Raw genomic sequence first — 20,039 nt, forward strand, 5'->3', positions numbered from 1 at the left:
GGGCGTCAGTACACGTCGCGCACGTAGCGCCTGGTCGTCGTGAGGTCCTTGACGTACGCGTCGGCCGCGTCGCGCGCGAGCCCGCCGTGCGTCATGACGATCTCGCTGAGCGCGGTGTCGACGTCCTTCGCCATGCGCGAGGCGTCCCCGCACACGAACAGCGACGCGCCCGACTCGAGCCACTCCCACAGCCGCCCGCCGTGCTCGCGCATGCGGTCCTGCACGTAGATCTTGGCGCGCTGGTCGCGGGAGAACGCGGTGTCGAGCCGGTCGAGCCGCCCGTCGGCGAGCATCGCGGACAGCTCGTCGCGGTAGTAGAAGTCCGTGGCGACGTGCTGCTCGCCGAAGAACAGCCAGTTCCGGCCGGTGTGGCCGGCGGCGGCGCGGTCGGCGAGGAAGCCGACGAACGGCGCGACGCCCGTCCCGGGACCGACCATGATCGCGGGCACGTCAGCGGCGGGCGGGTGGAAGTGCGCGCTGGTCTGCACGTGCACCGGCACGACTGTGCCGATCGGCGCGTCGGCGAGGAACGTCGAGCAGACCCCGCCGCGTGCTGCGCCCGACGGCGAGGCGTAGCGGACGACCGAGGTCGTGAGCGACACCGAGCCGGGGGTGACGCGCGGGCTCGACGAGATCGAGTACTGCCGCGGCGCGAGCCGGCGGAGCGCGCCGACGAGCGTCGCCGCGGGGATGTCGGGCGCGAGCTCGGCGACCACGTCGACGGCCTGCCGGCACCACGTCCACCGCGCGAGGTCCGTCCCGCCGTCGGGCCGCAGCATGCGCCGCAGCTCGGGGCTGCCGCCGTGCTCGGCGACGACCGTGAGCAGGTCCCGCGAGACGCGCGTGATATCGAGCTCGTCGGTGAGCGCGGTGCGCAGCGCGACCGCCCGGCCGTCGACGACGACGAGCTGCTCGGGGTCCCAGCCGGTGACGACGAACCACTCGTCGACCAGTGCGGTCGCGTTCGTCGGGCGCACGGCGAGCGCGTCGCCGGCACGGTACGTCACCTCGCGCGGGCTGTCCGTCACGTCGAGGACGATCTCGCGCACCTCCTTCGCCGAGCCCGGCAGGGAGAGCAGCCGGTTCCCGACGAGCCGCGCCTCACCCGGGTCCTGCCGCGTGGCGCCGGCGCGGGCGCGGGTCGACGACACGGTCGCGGCGCCCGACGACGAGCCCGTGGCCGGTGTCGTCGGCGCCGGTCCGACGAGCGCCGCCGACGCGGTCGTCACGCCCGTCCCGGCCGAGGCGTCGGGCCCCTCCCCGACGAGCGCCAGGACGACCGCGTCGAGCCAGGCGTGGGCGCGGTCGTCCTCGCCGGGCTCGCAGTCGACGCGGTCGACGAGGCGTGACGCACCGAGCTCCTCGAGCCGGTGGTCGAGGCGCCGCCCGTGCCCGCAGAACCGGTCGTAGCTGGAGTCCCCGAGCGCGAGGACCGCGAACCGCGTGCCGTCGAGCCGGCGCGCGTCGGGTGCGGCGACGGCCTCCCAGAACGCGGTGCCGTTGTCGGGTGCGTCGCCGTCGCCGAACGTGCTGGTGACGACCAGGAGGTCCGCGTCGGTCGGCAGGTCAGCGGGCAGGCAGTCGTCCATCGCGACGCGCCGCGGCGCGAGACCCGCACCCGCGACGCGCTCGGCGACGAGCGCCGCGAGGTCCTCGGCGTTGCCGGTCTGCGACGCCCACAGCACGACGACCTGCCGGGTGCGCACCGCGCCGACGTCGCCCCCACGGTGCGCCCGGGCCGAGTGCGGTTCGGGTGTGCGGGAGAACAGCCCGGCGAGCAGGCCGTCGACCCACAGCGCCTGGTCGGGCGCCAGCGGGGCGGTGCTCGGGAGCACGGGCGTGCCCGGTTCGCCGCCGCCGAGGCCCGCGAGGAACCCGGCGAGGTAGCGCCGCTCGTCGGCGCCGAGCGGCGGCGGTTCGAGCCCGTCGAGCCCGAGCGCGGCCCCGAGCGCCCGGATCGCGACCGCGCCCGGGGTCAGGCCGCCGCGGCTCGTCGTCCCGACCTCGCCCGTGGGACGGCCCGCCGGCTCGTCGGACGCGAGCTCGGACGCGGCCTCGGACGCCACCTCCGACGAGCGCTCGGACGCGCTGTCGCCGAGCCTCCCGACCGGGGCCGCGACGGGTGTGACCGCGACCGCGCAGACCTTGAGCTCGGGCTGGAAGGACAGCGGGTCGACCGCGTCGGACGTCACGGCGTTCACGGCGAGGTACTCCCCGAACAGGTCGTTCCAGTGGAACGGCGCGAACAGCGACCCGGGACGCACGCGGTCGGTCACCACGGCGGGCAGCACGGCCCGCCCGCGCCGCGACGCGACCTCGAGCGACGCGCCGTCGACCACCCCGAGCGCGTCGGCGTCGTCGGGGTGGATCTCGACGAACGGGCCGGGCGCGAGGCGGTTGAGCTTGGCGACCTTTCCGGTCTTGGTGAGCGTGTGCCACTGGTGCTGCACGCGCCCGGTGTTGAGCACGTACGGGTAGTCGTCGTCGGGCAGCTCCGCGGCGGGCAGGTGCGGGCGCGCGTGGAACTGCGCGCGGCCGTTCGGCGTGGCGAACCGCAGGCGCGGTCGCGTGCCGTCCTCGCGCACGAGCTCGGGCTGGCTGACGCCGTCGTTGAGGTAGCGGATCGGGTTGCGGCGCGGCCCGTCGGGCGCGACGGGCCACTGCACGGACCCGCCGCGCAGCCGCTCGTAGGACGCGCCGCGCAGGTCGTAGCCCGTGCGCGGGTTGGCGAACGCCCGCAGCTCGTCGAACACCTCCTGCGAGGAGGAGAAGTCGAACCCGTCGTACCCCATCGCCTGCGCGACGCGCGCGATGAGCAGCCAGTCGGGTAGCGCGTCGCCCGGCGGGCGCAGCGCGGCGCGCGCGAGCGTGAGGTTGCGCTCGGAGTTGATCATCACGCCGTCGGACTCGGACCACAGCGCGCCCGGGAGCACGACGTCGGCGTACTCGTTGGTCTCGGTGTCGGCGAACGCGTCCTGCGTGACGACGAGCTCGGCGCGTTCGAGCCCCTCGATCACGGTGCGCCGGTTGCCGACCGACGCGACGGGGTTGGTGCAGATGACCCAGCACGCGGCGATCTCGCCCGCGGCCATGCGCTCGTACATGTCGACGGTGCCACGACCGGTCGACTCGGCGCGGATCGTCCCCGGCTCGAGCCCCCACACCTGCTCGACGAACGCACGGTCGGCGGGGTCGAGCACCGAGCGCTGGCCCGGGAGGCCGGGACCCATGTAGCCCATCTCGCGCCCGCCCATGGCGTTGGGCTGGCCGGTCAGCGAGAACGGTCCGGACCCCGTGCGGCAGATCGCGCCCGTCGCGAGGTGCAGGTTGACCAGGGCGTTCGTGTTCCACGTGCCGTGCGTGGACTGGTTGAGCCCCATCGTCCAGCACGAGACCCAGTTGTCGGCGCCGGCGATCAGCTCGGCGGCCGCGCGCAGGTCCGCGGCCGGGACGCCCGTGATCCGCTCGACCTCGTCGGCCGGGTAGTCCTCGAGCATCGCCTCGACCGCGTCCCACCCGTCGGTGTGCTCCGCGACGAACTGCTCGTCGAGACCGCCCGCCTCGACGACGAGCCGCAGCAGGCCGTTCATCAGCGCGAGGTCCGTCCCGGGCCTGACCTGCAGGAACAGGTCCGCCTTGTCGGCGGTCGCGGTGCGCCGCGGGTCCACGACGACGAGCTTGGCGCCCGCCTTGACCCGGTCCAGCAGCCGCAGGAACAGGATCGGGTGGCAGTCGGCCATGTTCGCGCCGATCACGAGGAACACGTCCGCGTGGTCGAGGTCGTCGTACGAGCCGGGCGGGCCGTCCGCGCCGAGCGAGAGCTTGTAGCCGGTGCCGGCCGAGGCCATGCACAGCCGCGAGTTCGACTCGATCCACTGCGTGCGGACGTACCCCTTGGCGAGCTTGTTCGCCAGGTACTGCGCCTCGAGGCTCATCTGCCCCGACACGTAGAACGCCACGGCGTCCGGGCCGCGCGTGTCGATCACCTCGCGCAGCCGGCGGGCGACGAGCTCGACCGCCTCGTCGAGGTCGGCGCGCTCGGGTGCCGCGCCGCGCTCGGGGCGGACGAGCGCGTGCGTCGCGCGCCCGCCCGCCGCGAGCATGTCGGCGCTCGTCGCGCCCTTGGTGCACAGACGTCCGGCGTTCGCGGGGTGCGCCTTGTCGCCGCGCGCGCCGCGCGCGACCGGGCGGCCCTCGTCGTCGCACGCGACGTCGAGGACGATCCCGCAGCCGACGCCGCAGTAGGAGCACACCGTCGCCACCTGCTCGAGCGACGGCGTGCTCCCCTGGACCTGCGTGGTGGTGGTCGTCATCGGCTCTCGCGGCTCAGATGACCGTGTCGCCGAAGACGGAGCCGCGGCGGGAGTACACGGCCCACGTCACGGTCGCCATGACCGCGTACAGGCCGACGATGACCCACAGCGCGGCCTGGATGTTGCCCGTGACCGACGTCGAGATCGCGAACCCGCGCGGGATGAGGAACCCGCCGAACGCCCCGACCGCGCCCGCGATGCCGAGGCACCCCGCGGCGGCACGCGCCCGCCGCGCCGAGTCCGCCGCGCCGGTCGCGCCGTGCCGGAACACTGCCGGGATCATCCGGTACACCGAGCCGTTGCCGGCACCCGTCGCGACGAACAGCACGAGGAACGACCCGAGGAACATCCCGAAGCTGTGCGACCGCAGCGCGAAGATCGCGCTGACCACGCCCGCCCCCATGACCGCGAACGACGCGATCGTCACGCGCGCCCCGCCGAGCCGGTCGGCGAGGATGCCGCCGAGCGGCCGGGCGACCGACCCGACGAGCGCGCCGAGGAACGCGACCGTCGCGGTGACCTCGGGGAACGTGCCCTTGAGCAGCGTCGGGAAGGCACCCGCGAAGCCGATGAACGAACCGAACGTGCCGATGTAGATGAACGAGATGATCCACGTGTGCCGGGCCCGCGCCGCCACACCGTACGAGCGGGGGTCGGACTTCGCGTTCGACAGGTTGTCCATCCACCGCCACGCGAGGACCGCGGCGATGATGGCGAGCGGGACGAACATCAGGCCCGCCCGCTCGAGTGCGAGCGCCGCGCCCGAGCCGATGACGAGCGGCACCGCGAGCTGCACGGCCGCGGTCCCGAGGTTGCCGCCCGCGGCGTTCAGGCCGAGCGCACGGCCCTTCTCCTTGTCCGGGTAGAAGAACGAGATGTTCGCCATCGACGACGCGAAGTTGCCGCCGCCGACGCCCGCGAGCGTCGCGACGAGCAGCAGCACGCCGAACGACGTGCTCGGCTCCTGCACGACGATCGACAGCGCGACCGTCGGCAGCAGCAGGAGCAGCGCGGACACGATGGTCCAGTTCCGGCCGCCGAACAGCGGCACCGCGAACGTGTAGGGGATGCGCAGCGTCGCCCCGACGAGGCTCGGCACCGCGATGAGCCAGAACATCTGGTCGACGCTCAGGTCGAAGCCTGCCGCGGGCAGCTGCGGTACGACGATGCTCCACACCGCCCAGACCGCGAAGCCGAGGAACTCGGCGAAGATCGACAGGACCAGGTTGCGGTGGGCGATCCTGCGGCCGACCGCGCTCCACTGCGCCTCGTCCTGCGGGTCCCAGCCGTCGATCCAGCGGCCGCGACGGTGGACGAGTGGTGCTCCCGCGGCAGGCGCGAGGGTCGTGCTGGACGAGGGGGACGACGAGGGCGACTCGTCGACGGTCGCGAGCGGCTGCGCCATGGGGGCCTCCGGGGCTCGGGTGGGGCTCGGACGTCCCCGACGCTAGGAATCGGATGTTTCGTCGTGGGACGCGGGGCTGTTGCGTCCCGGGAACCTTTCGCGCACACGCCCCCCGGGGCGCGCGTGAGAAGTCTGTCCTCCGACGGGCGCGGACGGTGCGCTACCGGTCAGTACCTGTCACGTCCGGTCGAGACCGGACGTGACAGGCGCGAAACGGGTGCGGCACGCCGCGGGCCTGGCGTACGTTCACCGCTATGACAGCGGTCGCCATCCCCCGGGGCCGCACCGCGCGACGCGACCCGGGACGCGCGTGACGAGCGCCCCTGAGCGCACGGGCGTCGGCCCGGCGCTGCGCGTGCGCGTGCCCGCGCTGTCCCCGTCGCTGCGGGACTTCCTGCGCACCGAGGCCGCCTCCGCGCTCGCGCTCCTCGCCGCGACGGTCGTCGCGCTCGGGTGGGTCAACTCCCCCTGGTCCGCCGCGTACGACACGCTCTGGCACACCACCGCCGGGCTCCACCTGGGCTCGTGGTCGCTCGACCTGTCCCTGCACGACTGGGTCAACGACGCCGCGATGGCGGTGTTCTTCGCCGTCATCGGGCTCGAGATCGCCCGTGAGGCGACGCGCGGCGAGCTGCGCGACCGGCGCACCGTCGCGGTCCCCGCGCTCGGGGCGCTCGGCGGGCTCGTCGTGCCCGTGCTGCTGTACCTCGCGATGACCGCCGGGACCGACGTCCAACACGGTTGGGGCGTGGTCATGTCGACCGACACCGCGTTCCTCGTCGGCGTGCTCGCGCTGTTCGGCCCCGCGTGCCCGGACCGGCTGCGCCTGTTCCTGCTGACGCTCGCGATCGTCGACGACATCGGTGCGATCACCGCGATGGCCGTGTTCTACACCGACGACGTCGACCTCGTGGCGCTCGGCGTCGCGGGCGCGCTCGTCGTCACGATGCTCGTGCTGCGCTGGATGCGCGTGTGGCGGCTCCTGCCGTACGCGCTGTGCGGGGTCGCGCTGTGGGTGGCGGTGCACGCGTCGGGCGTGCACGCGACGCTCGCCGGAGTCGCGGTCGGGCTGATCGTGCCCGCGACGGCCGCCCGCCGCGAGGACGTGCAGGCCGTCAAGGGCTTCGCGCGCGACCTCGTCGAGGAGACCACCGCGGAGCGCGAGCGCCTCGCCGAGCTCGCCGCACGCGCCGCGGTCCCCGCGAGCGACCGGCTGCAGCGCATGCTGCACCCGTGGAGCGCGTTCGTCGTCGTCCCGCTGTTCGGCCTCGCGAACGCAGGGGTACGGCTCGACGCCGAGTCGCTCGCCGACGCCGCGCGCTCCCGTCTGACGCTCGCGGTCGTCGTCGGGCTCGTCGTCGGCAACGCCATCGGCATCACGGGCGCCGCGACCCTCGCGATCCGCCTGGGGCTCGGGGACCTGCCCGGGCGCGTGCGCTGGGGTCACCTCATGGGCGGCGCGGTCCTCGCGGGCATCGGGTTCACGATCTCGCTGTTCATCGCCGAGCTCGCGTTCGACGACGAGCAGCACCTGGCCGAGGCGAAGACCGGCATCCTCGTGGGCTCGCTCGTCGCGGCCGTCGTCGGCTCGATCCTCCTGCGCTGGCTGGGCGAGCGCCTCCCCCTGTGCTCCCCGCCCGACGACGTCCCGCCCGCACTCCCCCCGCTCCCCTGGCGCGCCCCGCAGCCCGCCCAGCAGCAGGACGCCGAGTAACCGACGCCACGACACGGGTGAGACCTTGGTCCCACCGCCGCCCCGGATCGACCGACGGTCACCCGTTTCCACCCCGCTCGGGAGCGCCTCGAGCCTCAACTGCCCGACATCGTCCGTCGGCTCACGCCTCAAGGACCCCCGGGTAGTGAGGAGTGCGAGATGAGGACACGAGCGGCTCGAACGGTGGGAGCGCTGGCCGTCATCGCGGCGCTCGGCGCCTGCGGAGTGTCGGAGGACCTCGAGGCGGTCGACCCCGAGGCGACGCGCGCGGCTTCGAGCGCGGCCGCCCAGGCCGACGACGAGGCCTCGGACGCCGAGACCACCGAGGCGGCGCAGGAGCCGGCCGCGGCTGCGGACCTCAAGGTCGTCGAGTCGGCGTTCGGCAAGGACGACGACAGGTGGTGGTACGTCGTCCTGCTCGAGAACCCCAACACGGACGCCGTGTTCGACTTCGCGTCGATCGACATCGAGGCGCTCGACGCCGAGGGCACGATCCTCGACTCCGACTCGTCCTACCTGACCATCCTTCCCGGAAAGACCGCGATCTCCGGCGTCTACTTCGACGTCGCGGACGGCACGGTCTCCGAGCTGAACGTGCGCGGTCCCGACGCCTCGACGGCCGAGAAGGTCGACGAGATCGGCGCATTCACGGTCGCCGACGTCAAGCCGACGTTCGACGACTGGTCGACGGACGTCTCCGGGACCGTCACGTCCTCCTTCGCGAAGGACCAGGAGACCGTCAAGGTCGTCGTGGTCGCCCGCGACGCTGCAGGGAAGATCATCGGCGGCGACTTCACGTACGTCGACCGCCTGCCCGCCGGCGGGAAGGCCCAGTTCAAGGTGACCTTCCTCGGTGAGACCCTGCCGAAGGACGCGACGTTCACGGCGTACGCGCAGGTGTGAGCACGACGGGTGGCCGGTCTCGCCGGCCACCCGTCGCATCTCACCCCAGCGGGTCGTCCGGGCCGTAGGCCGGGACGCGCAGGCGGCGGGCGTCGGAGGACTCGATGCGGTCCGCGGCCACCCGGAGCGTGTCGACGGTGTCCGCTCCCGCGCGCACGAACCGGCCCGAGAGGGCGTCGAGCTCGCCGTCGCCGAACGCCCGCACCAGCGCGACCACCTCGTCGAGCGACGTCCAGCGCGTGCGGTCCGCGTGCACCGGCATCGCGGCGGTCATGTCGGTCGCGACGACGCCCGGCGCGAGGTCGAGCGTCCGGATCCCGCGGTCGCGGTACTGCGCGTCGAGGAGCGTGGTGAGCCGGGCGAGCGCACCCTTGGAGATGCCGTAGCCCGTGTACGCGCCCGCCCGGCTGTAGCCCGAGCCGGAGTTGACCTGCAGGAGCCGACCCTCGCCGCGCGCGAGCATGGCGGGCAGGACCGCGTGCGCGACGAGCATCGGGCCGCGCACGTTCGTCTCGACGACGCGCCACGCGTCCTCGACGTCGTCGGACACGAAGTCGGTCTCAACGCGCTCGATCACGCCCGCGTTGTTCACGACGAGCCCGATCCCGCCCAGGCCGTCCTCGGCGCGCGCGACCGCGTCGTCGACCTCCGTCGGGTCGACGAGGTCCGCCGCCGCGACCACGACGCGCACCTGCGGGCTGCGCTCGCCGACGAGCGCCGCGACCTCGTCGAGGTGGGCGCGGGTGCGCCCGACGAGCGCGACGTCGTACCCCGCGGCCGCCAGGCCGAGCGCGACGCCCCGCCCGATCCCGCGTCCTGCACCTGTCACCAGAGCCGTCCGAGTCACGCCCCCACCCTGCCATCCGCGTCCCGGTTCACGCGCGGTGCCGGGTGCGCGGGTGCGCGCCGCCCCGGTTCACGTGCGCGCTCGTCGGGCCTACGGTGACCTCGTGCCGCCCGACGCCGCCGTGCCGACCTCCATGCCGACCTCCGGTCCGTTCCGCCACGTGTACGGGTCGCCCGACGCGCGCGTGACCGTCGTCGAGTTCGGGGACCTCGAGTGCCCGCACTGCCGCGCGGCCGCGCCCGTGCTGCGTGCGCTCGTCGACGGGTCCGGCGGCGAGGTCCGGCTCGTGTGGCGGCACTTCCCGCTGTTCGAGGTCCACCCGCACGCGCTCACCGCGGCGCTCGCCGCCGAGGCGTTCGCCGCGCACGGGCGGTTCTGGGACCTGCACGACGCGGCGTTCGCGCACCAGGACCGTCTCGCGGACCCGGACCTGCGGCGGTACGCGGTCGAGGCGGGGGTCGATCCCGACGAGGTCGTGGGCGACGCCGCCCAGCGCTGGGCGCCTGCCGTCGAGGCCGACTACCTCGACGGTCTGTCCCACGGCGTGGCCGGGACGCCCACGCTCCTCGTCGACGGCGAGCGTTACCGCGGTCCGCTCACGCTCCCGGCTCTCCGCACCGTCACCGCCACCTGACCCACGCCCCGATCCGACGACCCCGCGGATTCTCCGGCTACGAGGCGCCGAAGCCGGAGCAACCGCAGGGTCGGGGATCACCGCGCCGACGAGCCCGCGGTCGCTCCGGGTATGGGGGCTCGAGGCCGGAGCGACGGCGGGGTCGCGGGTGGCGTGTGGGTCCGGGTGGCTAGGTTGACGCGGTGAGACGAGGCGACGAGGCACGGGACCAGCCGACGGTGCGCGACGAGCACGTGGTACGGGTGCCGTTCGACGCGCGGGCGATGCTGGCCTATCTGGCGGTCCACGTGGTGCCGGGGGTCGAACGTCTCGAGCTCGACCAGGCGCTCGTCGCGTCGGACGAGCAGCCGACGGCGCCGACGCGCGGGCGCGTGGAGCGACTCGTCCGGGCGGCGGACGGGTCCGTGGCGCGGCTCGTCGTGCAGCTCGCACCCGACGAGGTCGTCGCACACGTCCGTCTGGTGTCGCTCGGCGGCGCAGGTCCCTTCGACGGCTCGTCGACGTCGGGGGCGCGCGGCGGGCACGAGGGCCTGGCGCCCGCGGCGGGCGAGGTCGCGGGGTGGCTCGGGCGGTGGTTCGGGCTCGAGGACGACGTGGCGGACGCCGGAGAGCACCTGCGGCACGACGAGGTGCTCGGCCCGCTCGTCGCCGCGCGCCCGCACCTGCGCGTGCCGGGGCACGTGGACGGGTTCGAGGTCGCGGCGCAGACCGTGCTCGGCCAGCAGGTCTCGCTGGCTGCGGCGCGGACGTTCACGGGCCGGCTCGCGGAGGCGCTCGGCACACCCGGGCCCGACGGTCTGACGCTCTTCCCGACGGCGACGGCGGTCGCGGAGGCCGACCCCGACGAGCTGCGCGGCGTGCTGCGCGTCCCGGCGGCCCGGGCGCGCACGCTCGTCGCGGTGGCCCGCGCGTGCGCGGACGGCGTCGACCTGACCCCCGGCGTGGCCGGGCCCGCGGTGCGCGAGCGACTGCTCGCACTGCCGGGTGTCGGGCCGTGGACGGTCGACTACCTGGCGCTGCGCGCGCTGGGCGAGCGGGACGCGTTCCCGGCGGGTGACCTGGTGCTGCGGCAGGCGTTCGCGCTCGTGCCCGCCGCGGAGCTCGCGCGGCGTGCCGAGCCGTGGTCCCCGTGGCGCGCGTTCGCGGCGCAGCACGTGTGGTCGGCGGCTCAGCTCGCGCGGGTCACGCGGGCAGCAGCCACTTCTCCAGCTCGAGGTCGCCGGTCGCGGACGGCGCGTCCACAGGCGTGAACCACCGCTCGCGCAGGAGCGCGAGCGCGTCGGTGCGGGACGGCTCGACGACGACGTGCAGGCGCGAGTAGCCGGCGCGGGCGGCGCTGGCCTCGAGCTCGGCGAGCGCGCGGCGCACGTGGTCGCGGCGGCGCCGACCGGGCAGGACCCACACGCCGGTGAGGTGCGCGACGCGCGCGCCGTCACCCGCGGGTGCGGGCAGCGTCGCGGTGCGGCCGTGGTACGAGCCGCCGGCGACGGCGACGTTGCGGTCGAACACGACGACGACGTCGTCCGCGCTGCGGGTGTCGTCGGCCTCGTCGACGACGAAGCTCGGGTCGTCGCCGACCAGGGTGGTGGGGGTGACGGGAAGGTCCAGGACCTGGGACACGGGTGCTCCTCGGCGACGGGTGGGTCGCTGCGGTGGGACGTTCGGGGTGGCGGCCGGTGGCGGCGCACGCGGTGGGTGCGGTGCCGGGGTGGGCCGGTGCGTCGCGGGGCGACGGGACGTGCTGCGCTCGTCGGACCTGGGACGGTCCCGGGGCGCGTGTTGCGCGGGTGCGATCGCGAGGGGTGCGAGCGGACCGGTGGGTCGACGCTCGGCTCGCCGTGGCTCAGCGGGTGAGGTCAGTGGCGACAGCAACAGCCGCGCGGATAGAGCACGGCGGTCGTCGCCGGGCGCATTCGCGTGGCATGGAGGATGAGCGCGCGCGAGGTCGACGTCGCGGGCTCCACCCGGCGTCCGTCCATCGTGCGCACCTCCGACACGGGCACGTCCGGCCCGTTCGACGCGACGGTACGTCCCGTTCGCACGAGGGTCAACAGACAATCCTCCCGGTCTCACTGTGCGGCGGTGCGGGCTTCTTGCAGCGTCCCCGACGACGATCCGGTGACGGGCTCGTCACGATTGCGGCACGTCCTCCCGGAACGTCCCCGCGCGCCTCGACGCGTCCCTAGCGTCGGGTGCATGGCCACGACGACGCTCCTGCCCCGGATCTCCCGACCCCGCCCGCGCGTGGTCGGCGCGTTGTGCGGGCTCCTCGTCGTCGGCGCCGTGCTGGCGGGGTGCTCGCAGAGCGCGGACTCCGACCAGGTGGCGTCCGGCGACGGCGGCGCCCCCGCCGCCGTCGCCGAGGGCGGGGCGGACACGGCGGCCGACGAGGGGGCGGTGACCCGCGACGACGAGCGCATGGTCGTGCAGACCGGCTCGGTGTACGTCGAGGCGGAGGACCCGATCGCCGCGGCCCGAGCGCTCGCCGAGTACGTGGACCGTCACGGCGGCCGGGTGGAGTCCCGGTCGGAGTCGGCCGCGAGCGCCGACGAGACCGCGACGGCGGTCCTCGTGGTGCGCGTGCCCGCCGACTCGGTGACCGCGACGATCGAGGAGCTGGGCCGGCTCGGCGAGGTCACGGCCGTGGACCTGCAGGTCGAGGACGTCACCGGCACCGCGCAGGACCTCGACGCCCGCATCCACGCGCTCGAGCTGTCGGTGCAGCGCATGGAGACGCTCATGCAGTCGGCGGGGACGACGAAGGACCTGCTGGAGGCGGAGTCGGCGCTCTCGGAACGGCAGGCGGAGCTGGAGAGCCTGCAGTCGCAGCGCGCGCGGCTCGCGGACCAGGTCGCGCTGTCCACCGTCGAGGTCGTCGTCTCGGGTCCGGGCGTGCTGCCGGTGCAGGCGCAGGAGGAGGACGGCACGTTCCTCACGGGGCTCGCGTCGGGCTGGGAGGCGCTCGTCACGACGGTCGGGGTGGTGATGGTCGTGCTCGGCGCGCTGCTGCCGTGGCTCGCGGTGGCGGGGGTCGTGGCGCTCGTCGTCATGGCGGTCCGTCGGCGGCGGCGACCCGCGCCGGCCGCGCAGCCGTCGCCCGAGCCGGTGGGGGTCGGTGCGCGCTCGTCGTCGGACGAGGCCCCGTCGGGCGACGACGCCTGACGGACGGTGACCCGACGACCGACCGGGCCGACGGGCGACCGATCGGCGGCTTTCGCGCCGGGTGACGGCCGAGCCTGCCATGATGCCCCGGTGGCAGTGACGGACGACGCGACCAAGACGCCGGACCCGGCTCCCGCGCCGGCGGACCCGGGGCAGGACACCGAGGCCGAGGCGACCGACGCGACCGACCCCGCCGCGCCCGCCCGTGTCGAGAGCGAGCCGCTGACGCCCGAGCCCGCGCGTGGTGTGGCCGCGTGGGCGGGCCCGCTGGTCGTCGCGCTGCTCGCGGCGGCCACGTACGTCACGTACTCGGTGCTGCAGTGGCGCCGGTTCGAGTCGCCGTCGTGGGACCTGGGCATCTTCACGCAGCTCGCGCGCCGCTACGCGCACCTCGAGGCGCCGGTCGTGACGATCAAGGGCGACGGGTTCAACCTGCTCGGCGACCACTTCCACCCGCTGCTCGTCCTGCTCGGCGCGCCGTACCGGGTCGCGCCGTCGGCGCTCACGCTGCTCGTCGTGCAGGGTCTGCTGTTCGCGTTCTCCGTGTGGGTCGTGGCGCGCGAGGCGGGACGCGTGCTGGGCGCGCTGCAGGGAACGTTCGTCGGCGCGGCGTACGCGGTGAGCTTCGGGCTGGTCGGGGCGGTCGCGGCGCAGTTCCACGAGATCGCGTTCGCCGTCCCGCTGCTCGCCTTGTCGCTGGTCGCGTTCCTGCGCGAGCGGTGGTGGGCGGCCGCGCTGTGGGCGGCGCCGCTCGTGCTCGTCAAGGAGGACCTCGGGCTGACGGTCGCGGCGCTGGGCGCGGTGATGTGGTGGCGCACGCGCCGCCGCCCGGACGTGCGCGAGCCGCTGCTCGGGGCGTGGCTCGCGCTGTGGGGGCTCACGTGGGTCGTCCTGTCGACGACCGTGCTGCTGCCCGCGCTCAACACCCAGGACCAGTACGACTACGGCTCGCGGATCGACTTCGCCGCGATCGTGACGCACCCGTGGACCGCGGTGACGATGCTCGTCGACGACGGGTCGAAGGTCGTCACGCTGCTGATGCTGGTCGCGATCACGGGCTTCGTCGGGCTGCGCTCACCCGTGCTGCTCATCGCGGTGCCGACGATCATGTGGCGGTTCTACGCGGACATCGACTACTACTACGGCCACACGTGGCACTACTCCGCGGTGCTCATGCCGGTGGCGTTCGCGGCGCTGCTGGACGGCGTGCTGCTCGCGCGGCGCTCGCCGCGGCCGTGGCTGCGGCGCTACTCGCTGGCGGCCGCTCCCGTGGCGGTGGCGATCGCGGCGATGCTCGTGCCGCAGCTCGACGTCGCACGGCTGGGCCGCCCCGACGACCTGTGGGCGCCGTCGTCGCGCGGGGTCGAGGCCCGCGCCCTGCTCGACCAGATCCCGGAGGGCTCCGTGGTCGAGACCGACATCGGGCTCATGTCGTACCTCGTCGACGACAACGACGTGTTCTACGTGGGCAACCCCGACAACCCCGCACCGGACTTCCTGGTGATCGACCAGCACGGCGGCGGCTGGAACCCCGCACCGTCGGACATCGCGCAGTACGCGGCGGACCGGCACCCGGGCACGACGTGGCAGCTCGTGTACGACGCGGGCGGCTACCAGCTCGCGAAGCGCACGGGCTGATCAGGCGGGGACACCGACGGCCTCGTCGCCGTGGTCGGACACGTCGACGACGAGCGGGTCGGTCGCGGCGACGAGCGCGCGCACGAGCGGGTGCCAGGGGCGGCGCGCCGGCCCGCTCAGGACGAGGTCGCGGGTCGCGCTGGGCCGCAGCGGCCGCATCACGACGCCCTGCGGCAGCATGACCCCGCCCAGGCTGGGCATGATCGACACGCCGATCCCCTCGGCGACCATCCGGACCATCGTCGCGAGCTCGCGCACGCGCTGGTCGGCCGTGTAGGGCAGGTCGGCCGCGGCGTGCAGCCGGCGGACCTGCGTCTCGCAGCCGCCCCCCGAGCCGAGCAGGCCGTCCTCGAGCAGCTCGGCGAGCGTGATCTCGGGCTCGTCGACGAGCGGGTGGTCCGAGCGGACGACGGCGCGGAAGTCGTCCCGCGCGACGACGACGGCGCCGGCCGGGACGGGGTCCGGGTCGACGAGCACGGCCGCGTCGACGATCCCGCCCTCGAGCCACAGCGGCATCTCGTCGTCGTCGCCCTCGAAGACCTGGACGTGCACGTCGGGCAGCCGCTGCGTCCAGTGCCGCAGCAGCGCTGGCATGAGGCCCTGGCAGACGGTCGGGACGGCCGCGAGTCGCACGGTCCCGCGGTGGCGGCCGGTCTGCGCCTCGGCGGAGAACGCGTCGGCGGAGGCGACGGCGGCGCGCGCGTGCGGCAGGAGGCGCTGGCCGAGCGGGGTCACGACGACGGGCGCGCCGCGGTCGACGAGGCGCGCTCCGGCCTCCTTCTCGAGCGCCGCGATGCCGTGCGAGACCGCGGACTGGCTCACGTCCAGGGCGGCTGCGGCGTCGGTGAAGGAGCCGGTGTCGACGACGGCCGCGAGCATCCGCAGCTGGGGAAGCGTGGGCATGAACGGAGTGTATGACCGCATGAACGACATTCGCTTGCCTCATGCCCGCCCGCCAGGGGATCGTCGTCCCGTGAGCCAGTCCCCCACGCCCACGACGACCGTCGAGGCCCCCACGTCGCCCGCGCCCGGGGCCTCGGTCGGGGCACCCGCCGCCCGCGGCATCGCCGCCAAGTACGTCGTCCTCGCGCTCATCTGGGGCTCGAGCTTCCTGCTCATCAAGGTCGCGCTCGAGGGCCTCGCGCCCGTGCAGGTCGCGCTCGCCCGCACGGTGCTCGGCGCGCTCGCGCTCGTCGTCGTCGCGCTCGTCACCCGACGCCCCTGGCCGCGCGACCCGCGTGCGTGGGGGCACCTCGTCGCGCTCGGCCTGCTGCTGTGCGTGCTGCCGTTCATCGCGTTCGCGTGGGCGGGTCAGCACCTCGCGTCCGGCCTGTCGTCGATCTTCAACGCGACCACGCCGCTCATGACCGCCGCCGCCGCAGCGGCGCTGCTGCCCGCCGAGCGGCTCACCGGCCGGCAGCGCGTCGGGCTCGCGCTCGGCATCGTCGGCGTCGTCGTGATCGTCGGACCCTGGACGTACCTGTCGGACCTCGCGGCGAGCGCGCCCGTCGCCGCGGTGCTCGCGTGCCTCGGCGCGACCGCGTGCTACGGCCTCGGCATGACGTACCTGCGCCGGTTCGTCACGCCCCTGCGCCTGCCCGCCGAGACCGTCGCGGCCGGCCAGGTCGGCAGCGCTGCGGTCGTCATGCTGCTGCTCGCGCCGTTCGTGGCACGCGAACCCGTCACGCTCGCGGCGCCCGTCGTGCTGAGCGTCGTCGCGCTGGGCGTCCTCGGCACCGGCATCGCGTACGTGTGGAACACGCAGGTCGTCGCCGCGTGGGGCGCGCAGCGCGCGTCGACCGTCACCTACCTCACGCCCGTCGTCGGCGTCGCGCTCGGCATGGCGGTGCTCGGCGAGCGGCTGGAGTGGCACGAGCCGGTCGGTGGTGTGCTCGTCGTCGTCGGCGTGGTCGTCGCGCAGGGCGCCGTGCGTCGCGGGTCACGGCCGTGGCGGGGGTCACGTCGGGACGATTTGGCCGCTCGGTAGGTCTGTCGTAAGGTTGTCGAGCCGACGCGGGGTGGAGCAGCTCGGTAGCTCGCTGGGCTCATAACCCAGAGGTCGCAGGTTCAAATCCTGCCCCCGCTACAAAGATCCGAAGGCCCTTTCGCTCAGACGAGCGGAAGGGCCTTCGGCGTTCCTCGGCCGTCCCCTGAGCGCCGCGACGCCCGCTGACCGGCGCCATGTTCGTGGCCGTCGGGACCGCTCACGAGGCGCCACGGGCCGGGGGGTGAGACGTTGAGGGAGGGGCTCAGCCCCTCACCCTCGGCGCAGGGAGGCGCGCGATGAGACCACCCGGGACCCGGCGGTGGCGCCGCACGGCGGCCGCCGTCGTCGTGGCCACCGCCGTCGCGACCACGGGCGCGTGCGCGTCGGACGGGTCCGGCGACGGCGTCACGACGCTCAACTTCTTCCAGTTCAAGGGCGAGGCGCTCGAGGACTTCGACGCGATCATCGCGGCGTTCGAGGACGAGAACCCCGACATCCGGGTGGTGCAGAACCAGGTCGCGGACGCGGACACGATCATCCGCACGCTGCTGGTCAAGGGGAAGGCGCCGGACGTCATCACCCTCAACGCGAACGGCAACTTTGGCCGGCTCGCGGAGGCGGGGGTGTTCCACGACTTCCGCGGCGACCCGGTGCTCGACACGATCAACCCGGCCGTGCAGACGATCCTCACGGACCTGGGCACGAGCGGCGACGAGGTCAACGGGCTCGCGTACGTGAACAACGCGAACGGCGTCATCTACAACGCCGAGATCTTCGAGGAGCAGGGGCTCGAGGTCCCGACGACGTGGGACGAGCTCGTCGCGGTGTGCGACGCGCTGCAGGAGGCGGGGATCACCCCGTTCTACGGCACGCTCGCCGACGCGTGGACGACGCTCCCCTCGTTCAACGGGCTCGGCGCGTACGCCGCGCAGGACGGCTTCTTCGACGACCTGCGCGCGCAGGGCGAGGACGTCGGCCCGGACTCGCCGGTGTCGTTCGAGAAGGACTTCGCGGACGTGCTGGAGCGGCAGGCGCAGCTGTTCGGGTACATGCAGGAGGGCTACCGGGGACGCACGTACGACGACGGCAACGCGGCGTTCGCGAGCGGCGACGCGGCGATGCTCCTGCAGGGCATCTGGGCGCTGAGCCCGATCAAGCAGGCGAACCCGGACCTGCGCGCGGAGATCTTCCCGTACCCGAGCGACGCGCCCGACGACCGTCTGCTCGTCTCGGGTGTCGACGTCGCGGTGACGGTGCCGAAGGACGGCGCGCACCACGAGGAGGCCATGCGGTTCGTGGAGTTCCTGTTCGAGACGCGCGTCGTCGAGGAGTTCGCCGCGTCGCAGAACATGGTGCCGTCGGTCGAGGGTGCGCAGCTCAGCGACGACCCCGCGCTGCAGTCGGTGAAGCCGTACTTCGACGACGGCCGGCTCGCGGGCTTCGTCGACCACCAGATCCCGCCGAGCATCCCGCTCGCGGCGATCGACCAGCAGTTCCTGTTCGACGGCGACGCGCGGTCCGCGCTCGCCACCCTCGACAACGAGTGGCGCAAGGTCGCCGCACGGACGATCCCCGTGACGGAGGACTGACATGGCCGCGCAGACACCGACCGCGGGCGTGCAGGCGCCGCCCCACGAGGACACGCCGCGCACCAGGCGCCCACGCCGGCTCGCGCAGTCGACGTTCTACTGGATGGTGTGGCCCGCGCTGATCCTGTTCGCGGCGTTCCACACGCTCCCCGTGCTGACCGGCATCTTCTACTCGCTGACCAACTACGCGGGCTACGGCGACTGGAACTTCGTCGGCCTCGCGAACTACGGGAACCTGTTCGGCGACGACCGCGTGCTGCAGGCCTACGGGTTCTCGTTCCTGTTCGCGATCGTGGCGACGATCGTCACGAACGTCATCTCGCTCGCGATCGCGATGGGGCTGAACGCGAAGATCGTGGCGCGGAACTTCTTCCGTGGCGTGTACTTCGTGCCGTACGTGCTCGCGATCCTCGTCATCGGCTACGTGTTCCAGTTCTTCTTCTCGAGCTCGCTGCCGAAGATCTTGTCCAGCTGGCCGCTGTTCCGGGACAACATCCTCACGAACGAGACCTGGGCGTGGACGGCGATCGTCGTGCTGGCGGTCTGGCAGGCCTGCGCGTTCTCGATCATCATCTACCTCTCGGGCCTGCAGACGATCCCCCGCGAGCTGTACGAGGCCGCGTCGCTCGACGGCGCGAAGGCGTGGCGGCAGTTCCGCTCGATCACGTTCCCGCTGATCAGCGCGTTCTTCACGATCAACGTCGTGCTGTCGCTCAAGAGCTTCCTGCAGGTGTTCGACCCGATCGTCGCGCTGACGAACGGCGGTCCGGGCACGTCGACCGAGTCGGTGACGCTGCTGATCTTCCGCGGCGGGTTCTCGGGCGGTGAGTTCGCCTACCAGACGGCCAACGCGGTGATCTTCTTCGTCGTCATCACCGTCGTCTCGCTCGTCCAGTTCCGGGTGCTGCAGCGCAGGGAGGCCGATTTCTGATGACCACCTCCACGACCACGGCCGGCCAGGCCGAGCCCGTCCTGCCCGACCGCACCCGTCGCCGTTCCCGTCGGCGCGGCACGGCCGACGACGACCCCCGCCCGATCAACTGGTGGGCGACCGCGCTCGTCGCGGTGTGCTCGCTGACCGTGCTCGTGCCGCTGTACCTCGCGGTCGTCGTCGCCCTCAAGACGCCCGAGCAGCTCGCGTCCGGCACGGGGTTCGAGTGGCCGAGCCCCGTGCGCTGGGACAACTTCGGCGAGGCGTGGGAGCGCACGCGCTTCCCGCAGGCCCTGACGAACACCGCGCTGATCACGGTGGGCTCGGTGGTGCTCACTCTCCTGACGAGCTCGGTGGTCGCGTACGCCATCGCCCGCAACCTGCACCGCCGGTTCTTCAAGGGCGTGTACTTCTACCTGCTCGCGGCGCTGTTCATCCCGTTCCCGATCATCATGCTGCCGCTGGTGAAGCAGACCGCATTCCTCGGGCTGGACAACCAGGCGGGCCTGATCGTGCTCTACACGATCTACGGCCTGTCGCTGAACATCTTCATCTACACCGCGTACATCCGGTCCATCCCGATCGAGCTCGAGGAGGCCGCACGGGTCGACGGCGCGAGCACGTGGCGCGTGTTCTGGCAGGTGATCTTCCCGTTGCTCACGCCCATGAACGCGACCGTCGGGATCCTCACGTGCGTGTGGGCGTGGAACGACTTCATCATGCCGCTCGTGGTGCTGACCGAACCCGGGTCGCGCACGCTGCCGCTCGCGCAGTACGTGTTCCAGGGGCAGTTCAACACCGACTACACGGTCGCGTTCGCGTCCTACCTCATGGCGATGGCGCCGCTGCTGCTGGTGTACGTGTTCTCGCAGCGCTGGGTGATCTCCGGGGTGACACGCGGCTCGATCAAGTAGCG

The 20,039-nt window shown here is 73.6% G+C and carries 15 protein-coding genes and 1 tRNA gene; 11 read left to right on the forward strand and 5 right to left on the reverse strand.

What is annotated here, in order from left to right; translation table 11 throughout:
* Positions 1-5: 5 nt before the first annotated feature.
* Positions 6-4,313, reverse strand: a complete 4,308-nt coding sequence (locus tag F1D97_RS15065) for a bifunctional nitrate reductase/sulfite reductase flavoprotein subunit alpha (RefSeq protein WP_236121314.1) — start codon at positions 4,311-4,313, stop codon at positions 6-8.
* A gap of 13 nt (positions 4,314-4,326) precedes the next feature.
* The gene (locus F1D97_RS15070) at positions 4,327-5,718 is read right to left on the reverse strand and encodes an MFS transporter (RefSeq protein WP_236121315.1); all 1,392 of its coding nucleotides are present in this window, start codon (positions 5,716-5,718) and stop codon (positions 4,327-4,329) included.
* A gap of 310 nt (positions 5,719-6,028) precedes the next feature.
* On the opposite strand from F1D97_RS15070, the gene nhaA reads away from it, so the two are divergent.
* Together nhaA and F1D97_RS15080 are read left to right on the forward strand one after the other, a co-directional pair.
* On the forward strand, positions 6,029-7,432 hold the full coding sequence (nhaA, locus tag F1D97_RS15075; protein ID WP_236121316.1) for a Na+/H+ antiporter NhaA: 1,404 nt from the start codon (positions 6,029-6,031) through the stop codon (positions 7,430-7,432).
* Between the two features lie 159 nt (positions 7,433-7,591).
* Entirely contained in the window at positions 7,592-8,335 is a 744-nt protein-coding gene (locus tag F1D97_RS15080) for an FxLYD domain-containing protein (RefSeq protein WP_236121317.1), read from the forward strand.
* A gap of 40 nt (positions 8,336-8,375) precedes the next feature.
* Here the strand turns inward: F1D97_RS15080 and F1D97_RS15085 are convergent, their stop codons facing one another.
* Positions 8,376-9,164: an SDR family NAD(P)-dependent oxidoreductase gene (locus tag F1D97_RS15085; RefSeq protein WP_236121318.1), complete on the reverse strand. Its 789-nt coding sequence runs from the start codon at positions 9,162-9,164 to the stop codon at positions 8,376-8,378.
* Between the two features lie 121 nt (positions 9,165-9,285).
* Here F1D97_RS15085 and F1D97_RS15090 point away from each other — a divergent pair, with 121 nt between their 5' ends.
* Complete coding sequence (locus F1D97_RS15090) at positions 9,286-9,816, forward strand: DsbA family protein (RefSeq protein WP_236121319.1); 531 nt, start codon at positions 9,286-9,288, stop codon at positions 9,814-9,816.
* Positions 9,817-9,998: 182 nt separating this feature from the next.
* Positions 9,999-11,066 carry a DNA-3-methyladenine glycosylase 2 gene (locus F1D97_RS15095; protein WP_236121320.1) on the forward strand — a complete coding sequence of 356 codons (1,068 nt, stop codon included), beginning with the start codon at positions 9,999-10,001 and terminating at the stop codon, positions 11,064-11,066.
* On the opposite strand, the gene F1D97_RS15100 is transcribed toward F1D97_RS15095, so the two are convergent.
* On the reverse strand, positions 10,999-11,436 hold the full coding sequence (locus F1D97_RS15100) for a GNAT family N-acetyltransferase (protein ID WP_236121321.1): 438 nt from the start codon (positions 11,434-11,436) through the stop codon (positions 10,999-11,001). The two genes, F1D97_RS15095 and F1D97_RS15100, sit on opposite strands and share 68 nt — an antisense overlap.
* A 576-nt stretch (positions 11,437-12,012) precedes the next feature.
* Here F1D97_RS15100 and F1D97_RS15105 point away from each other — a divergent pair.
* Together F1D97_RS15105 and F1D97_RS15110 are read left to right on the forward strand one after the other, a co-directional pair.
* On the forward strand, positions 12,013-12,978 hold the full coding sequence (locus tag F1D97_RS15105) for a DUF4349 domain-containing protein (RefSeq protein ID WP_236121322.1): 966 nt from the start codon (positions 12,013-12,015) through the stop codon (positions 12,976-12,978).
* Positions 12,979-13,068: 90 nt separating this feature from the next.
* Positions 13,069-14,616 (forward strand): DUF2079 domain-containing protein, encoded by a 1,548-nt coding sequence (locus F1D97_RS15110; protein WP_236121323.1) that lies wholly within the window; start codon positions 13,069-13,071, stop codon positions 14,614-14,616.
* Here F1D97_RS15110 and F1D97_RS15115 read toward each other — a convergent pair whose 3' ends face one another.
* Positions 14,617-15,519: a LysR family transcriptional regulator gene (locus tag F1D97_RS15115; protein WP_236121324.1), complete on the reverse strand. Its 903-nt coding sequence runs from the start codon at positions 15,517-15,519 to the stop codon at positions 14,617-14,619.
* 70 nt (positions 15,520-15,589) lie between these two features.
* Between F1D97_RS15115 and F1D97_RS15120 the strand changes: the two genes are divergently transcribed.
* The 5 genes from F1D97_RS15120 to F1D97_RS15140 all read left to right on the forward strand — a co-directional run bounded on the left by F1D97_RS15120 (position 15,590) and on the right by F1D97_RS15140 (position 20,037).
* Complete coding sequence (locus tag F1D97_RS15120) at positions 15,590-16,603, forward strand: DMT family transporter (RefSeq protein WP_317618894.1); 1,014 nt, start codon at positions 15,590-15,592, stop codon at positions 16,601-16,603.
* A gap of 25 nt (positions 16,604-16,628) precedes the next feature.
* Positions 16,629-16,702 (forward strand) — tRNA-Met (locus F1D97_RS15125).
* Positions 16,703-16,899: 197 nt separating this feature from the next.
* Positions 16,900-18,192 carry an ABC transporter substrate-binding protein gene (locus F1D97_RS15130; RefSeq protein WP_236121325.1) on the forward strand — a complete coding sequence of 431 codons (1,293 nt, stop codon included), beginning with the start codon at positions 16,900-16,902 and terminating at the stop codon, positions 18,190-18,192.
* A gap of 1 nt (position 18,193) precedes the next feature.
* Complete coding sequence (locus tag F1D97_RS15135) at positions 18,194-19,123, forward strand: carbohydrate ABC transporter permease (RefSeq protein WP_236121326.1); 930 nt, start codon at positions 18,194-18,196, stop codon at positions 19,121-19,123.
* Entirely contained in the window at positions 19,123-20,037 is a 915-nt protein-coding gene (locus tag F1D97_RS15140) for a carbohydrate ABC transporter permease (protein ID WP_236121327.1), read from the forward strand. Before F1D97_RS15135 ends, F1D97_RS15140 begins: the two co-directional genes overlap by 1 nt.
* Positions 20,038-20,039: the final 2 nt, after the last annotated feature.

Source organism: Cellulomonas palmilytica (assembly GCF_021590045.1).
GTDB lineage: Bacteria > Actinomycetota > Actinomycetes > Actinomycetales > Cellulomonadaceae > Cellulomonas > Cellulomonas palmilytica.

Coding starts and splice junctions, on each gene's coding strand:
- F1D97_RS15065 (WP_236121314.1), bottom strand. CDS start 4,313: ATGACGACCACCACCACGCAGGTCCAGGGGAGCACGCCGTCGCTCGAG.
- F1D97_RS15105 (WP_236121322.1), top strand. CDS start 12,013: ATGGCCACGACGACGCTCCTGCCCCGGATCTCCCGACCCCGCCCGCGC.
- F1D97_RS15130 (WP_236121325.1), top strand. CDS start 16,900: ATGAGACCACCCGGGACCCGGCGGTGGCGCCGCACGGCGGCCGCCGTC.
- F1D97_RS15135 (WP_236121326.1), top strand. CDS start 18,194: ATGGCCGCGCAGACACCGACCGCGGGCGTGCAGGCGCCGCCCCACGAG.
- F1D97_RS15115 (WP_236121324.1), bottom strand. CDS start 15,519: ATGCCCACGCTTCCCCAGCTGCGGATGCTCGCGGCCGTCGTCGACACC.
- F1D97_RS15070 (WP_236121315.1), bottom strand. CDS start 5,718: ATGGCGCAGCCGCTCGCGACCGTCGACGAGTCGCCCTCGTCGTCCCCC.
- F1D97_RS15140 (WP_236121327.1), top strand. CDS start 19,123: ATGACCACCTCCACGACCACGGCCGGCCAGGCCGAGCCCGTCCTGCCC.
- F1D97_RS15080 (WP_236121317.1), top strand. CDS start 7,592: ATGAGGACACGAGCGGCTCGAACGGTGGGAGCGCTGGCCGTCATCGCG.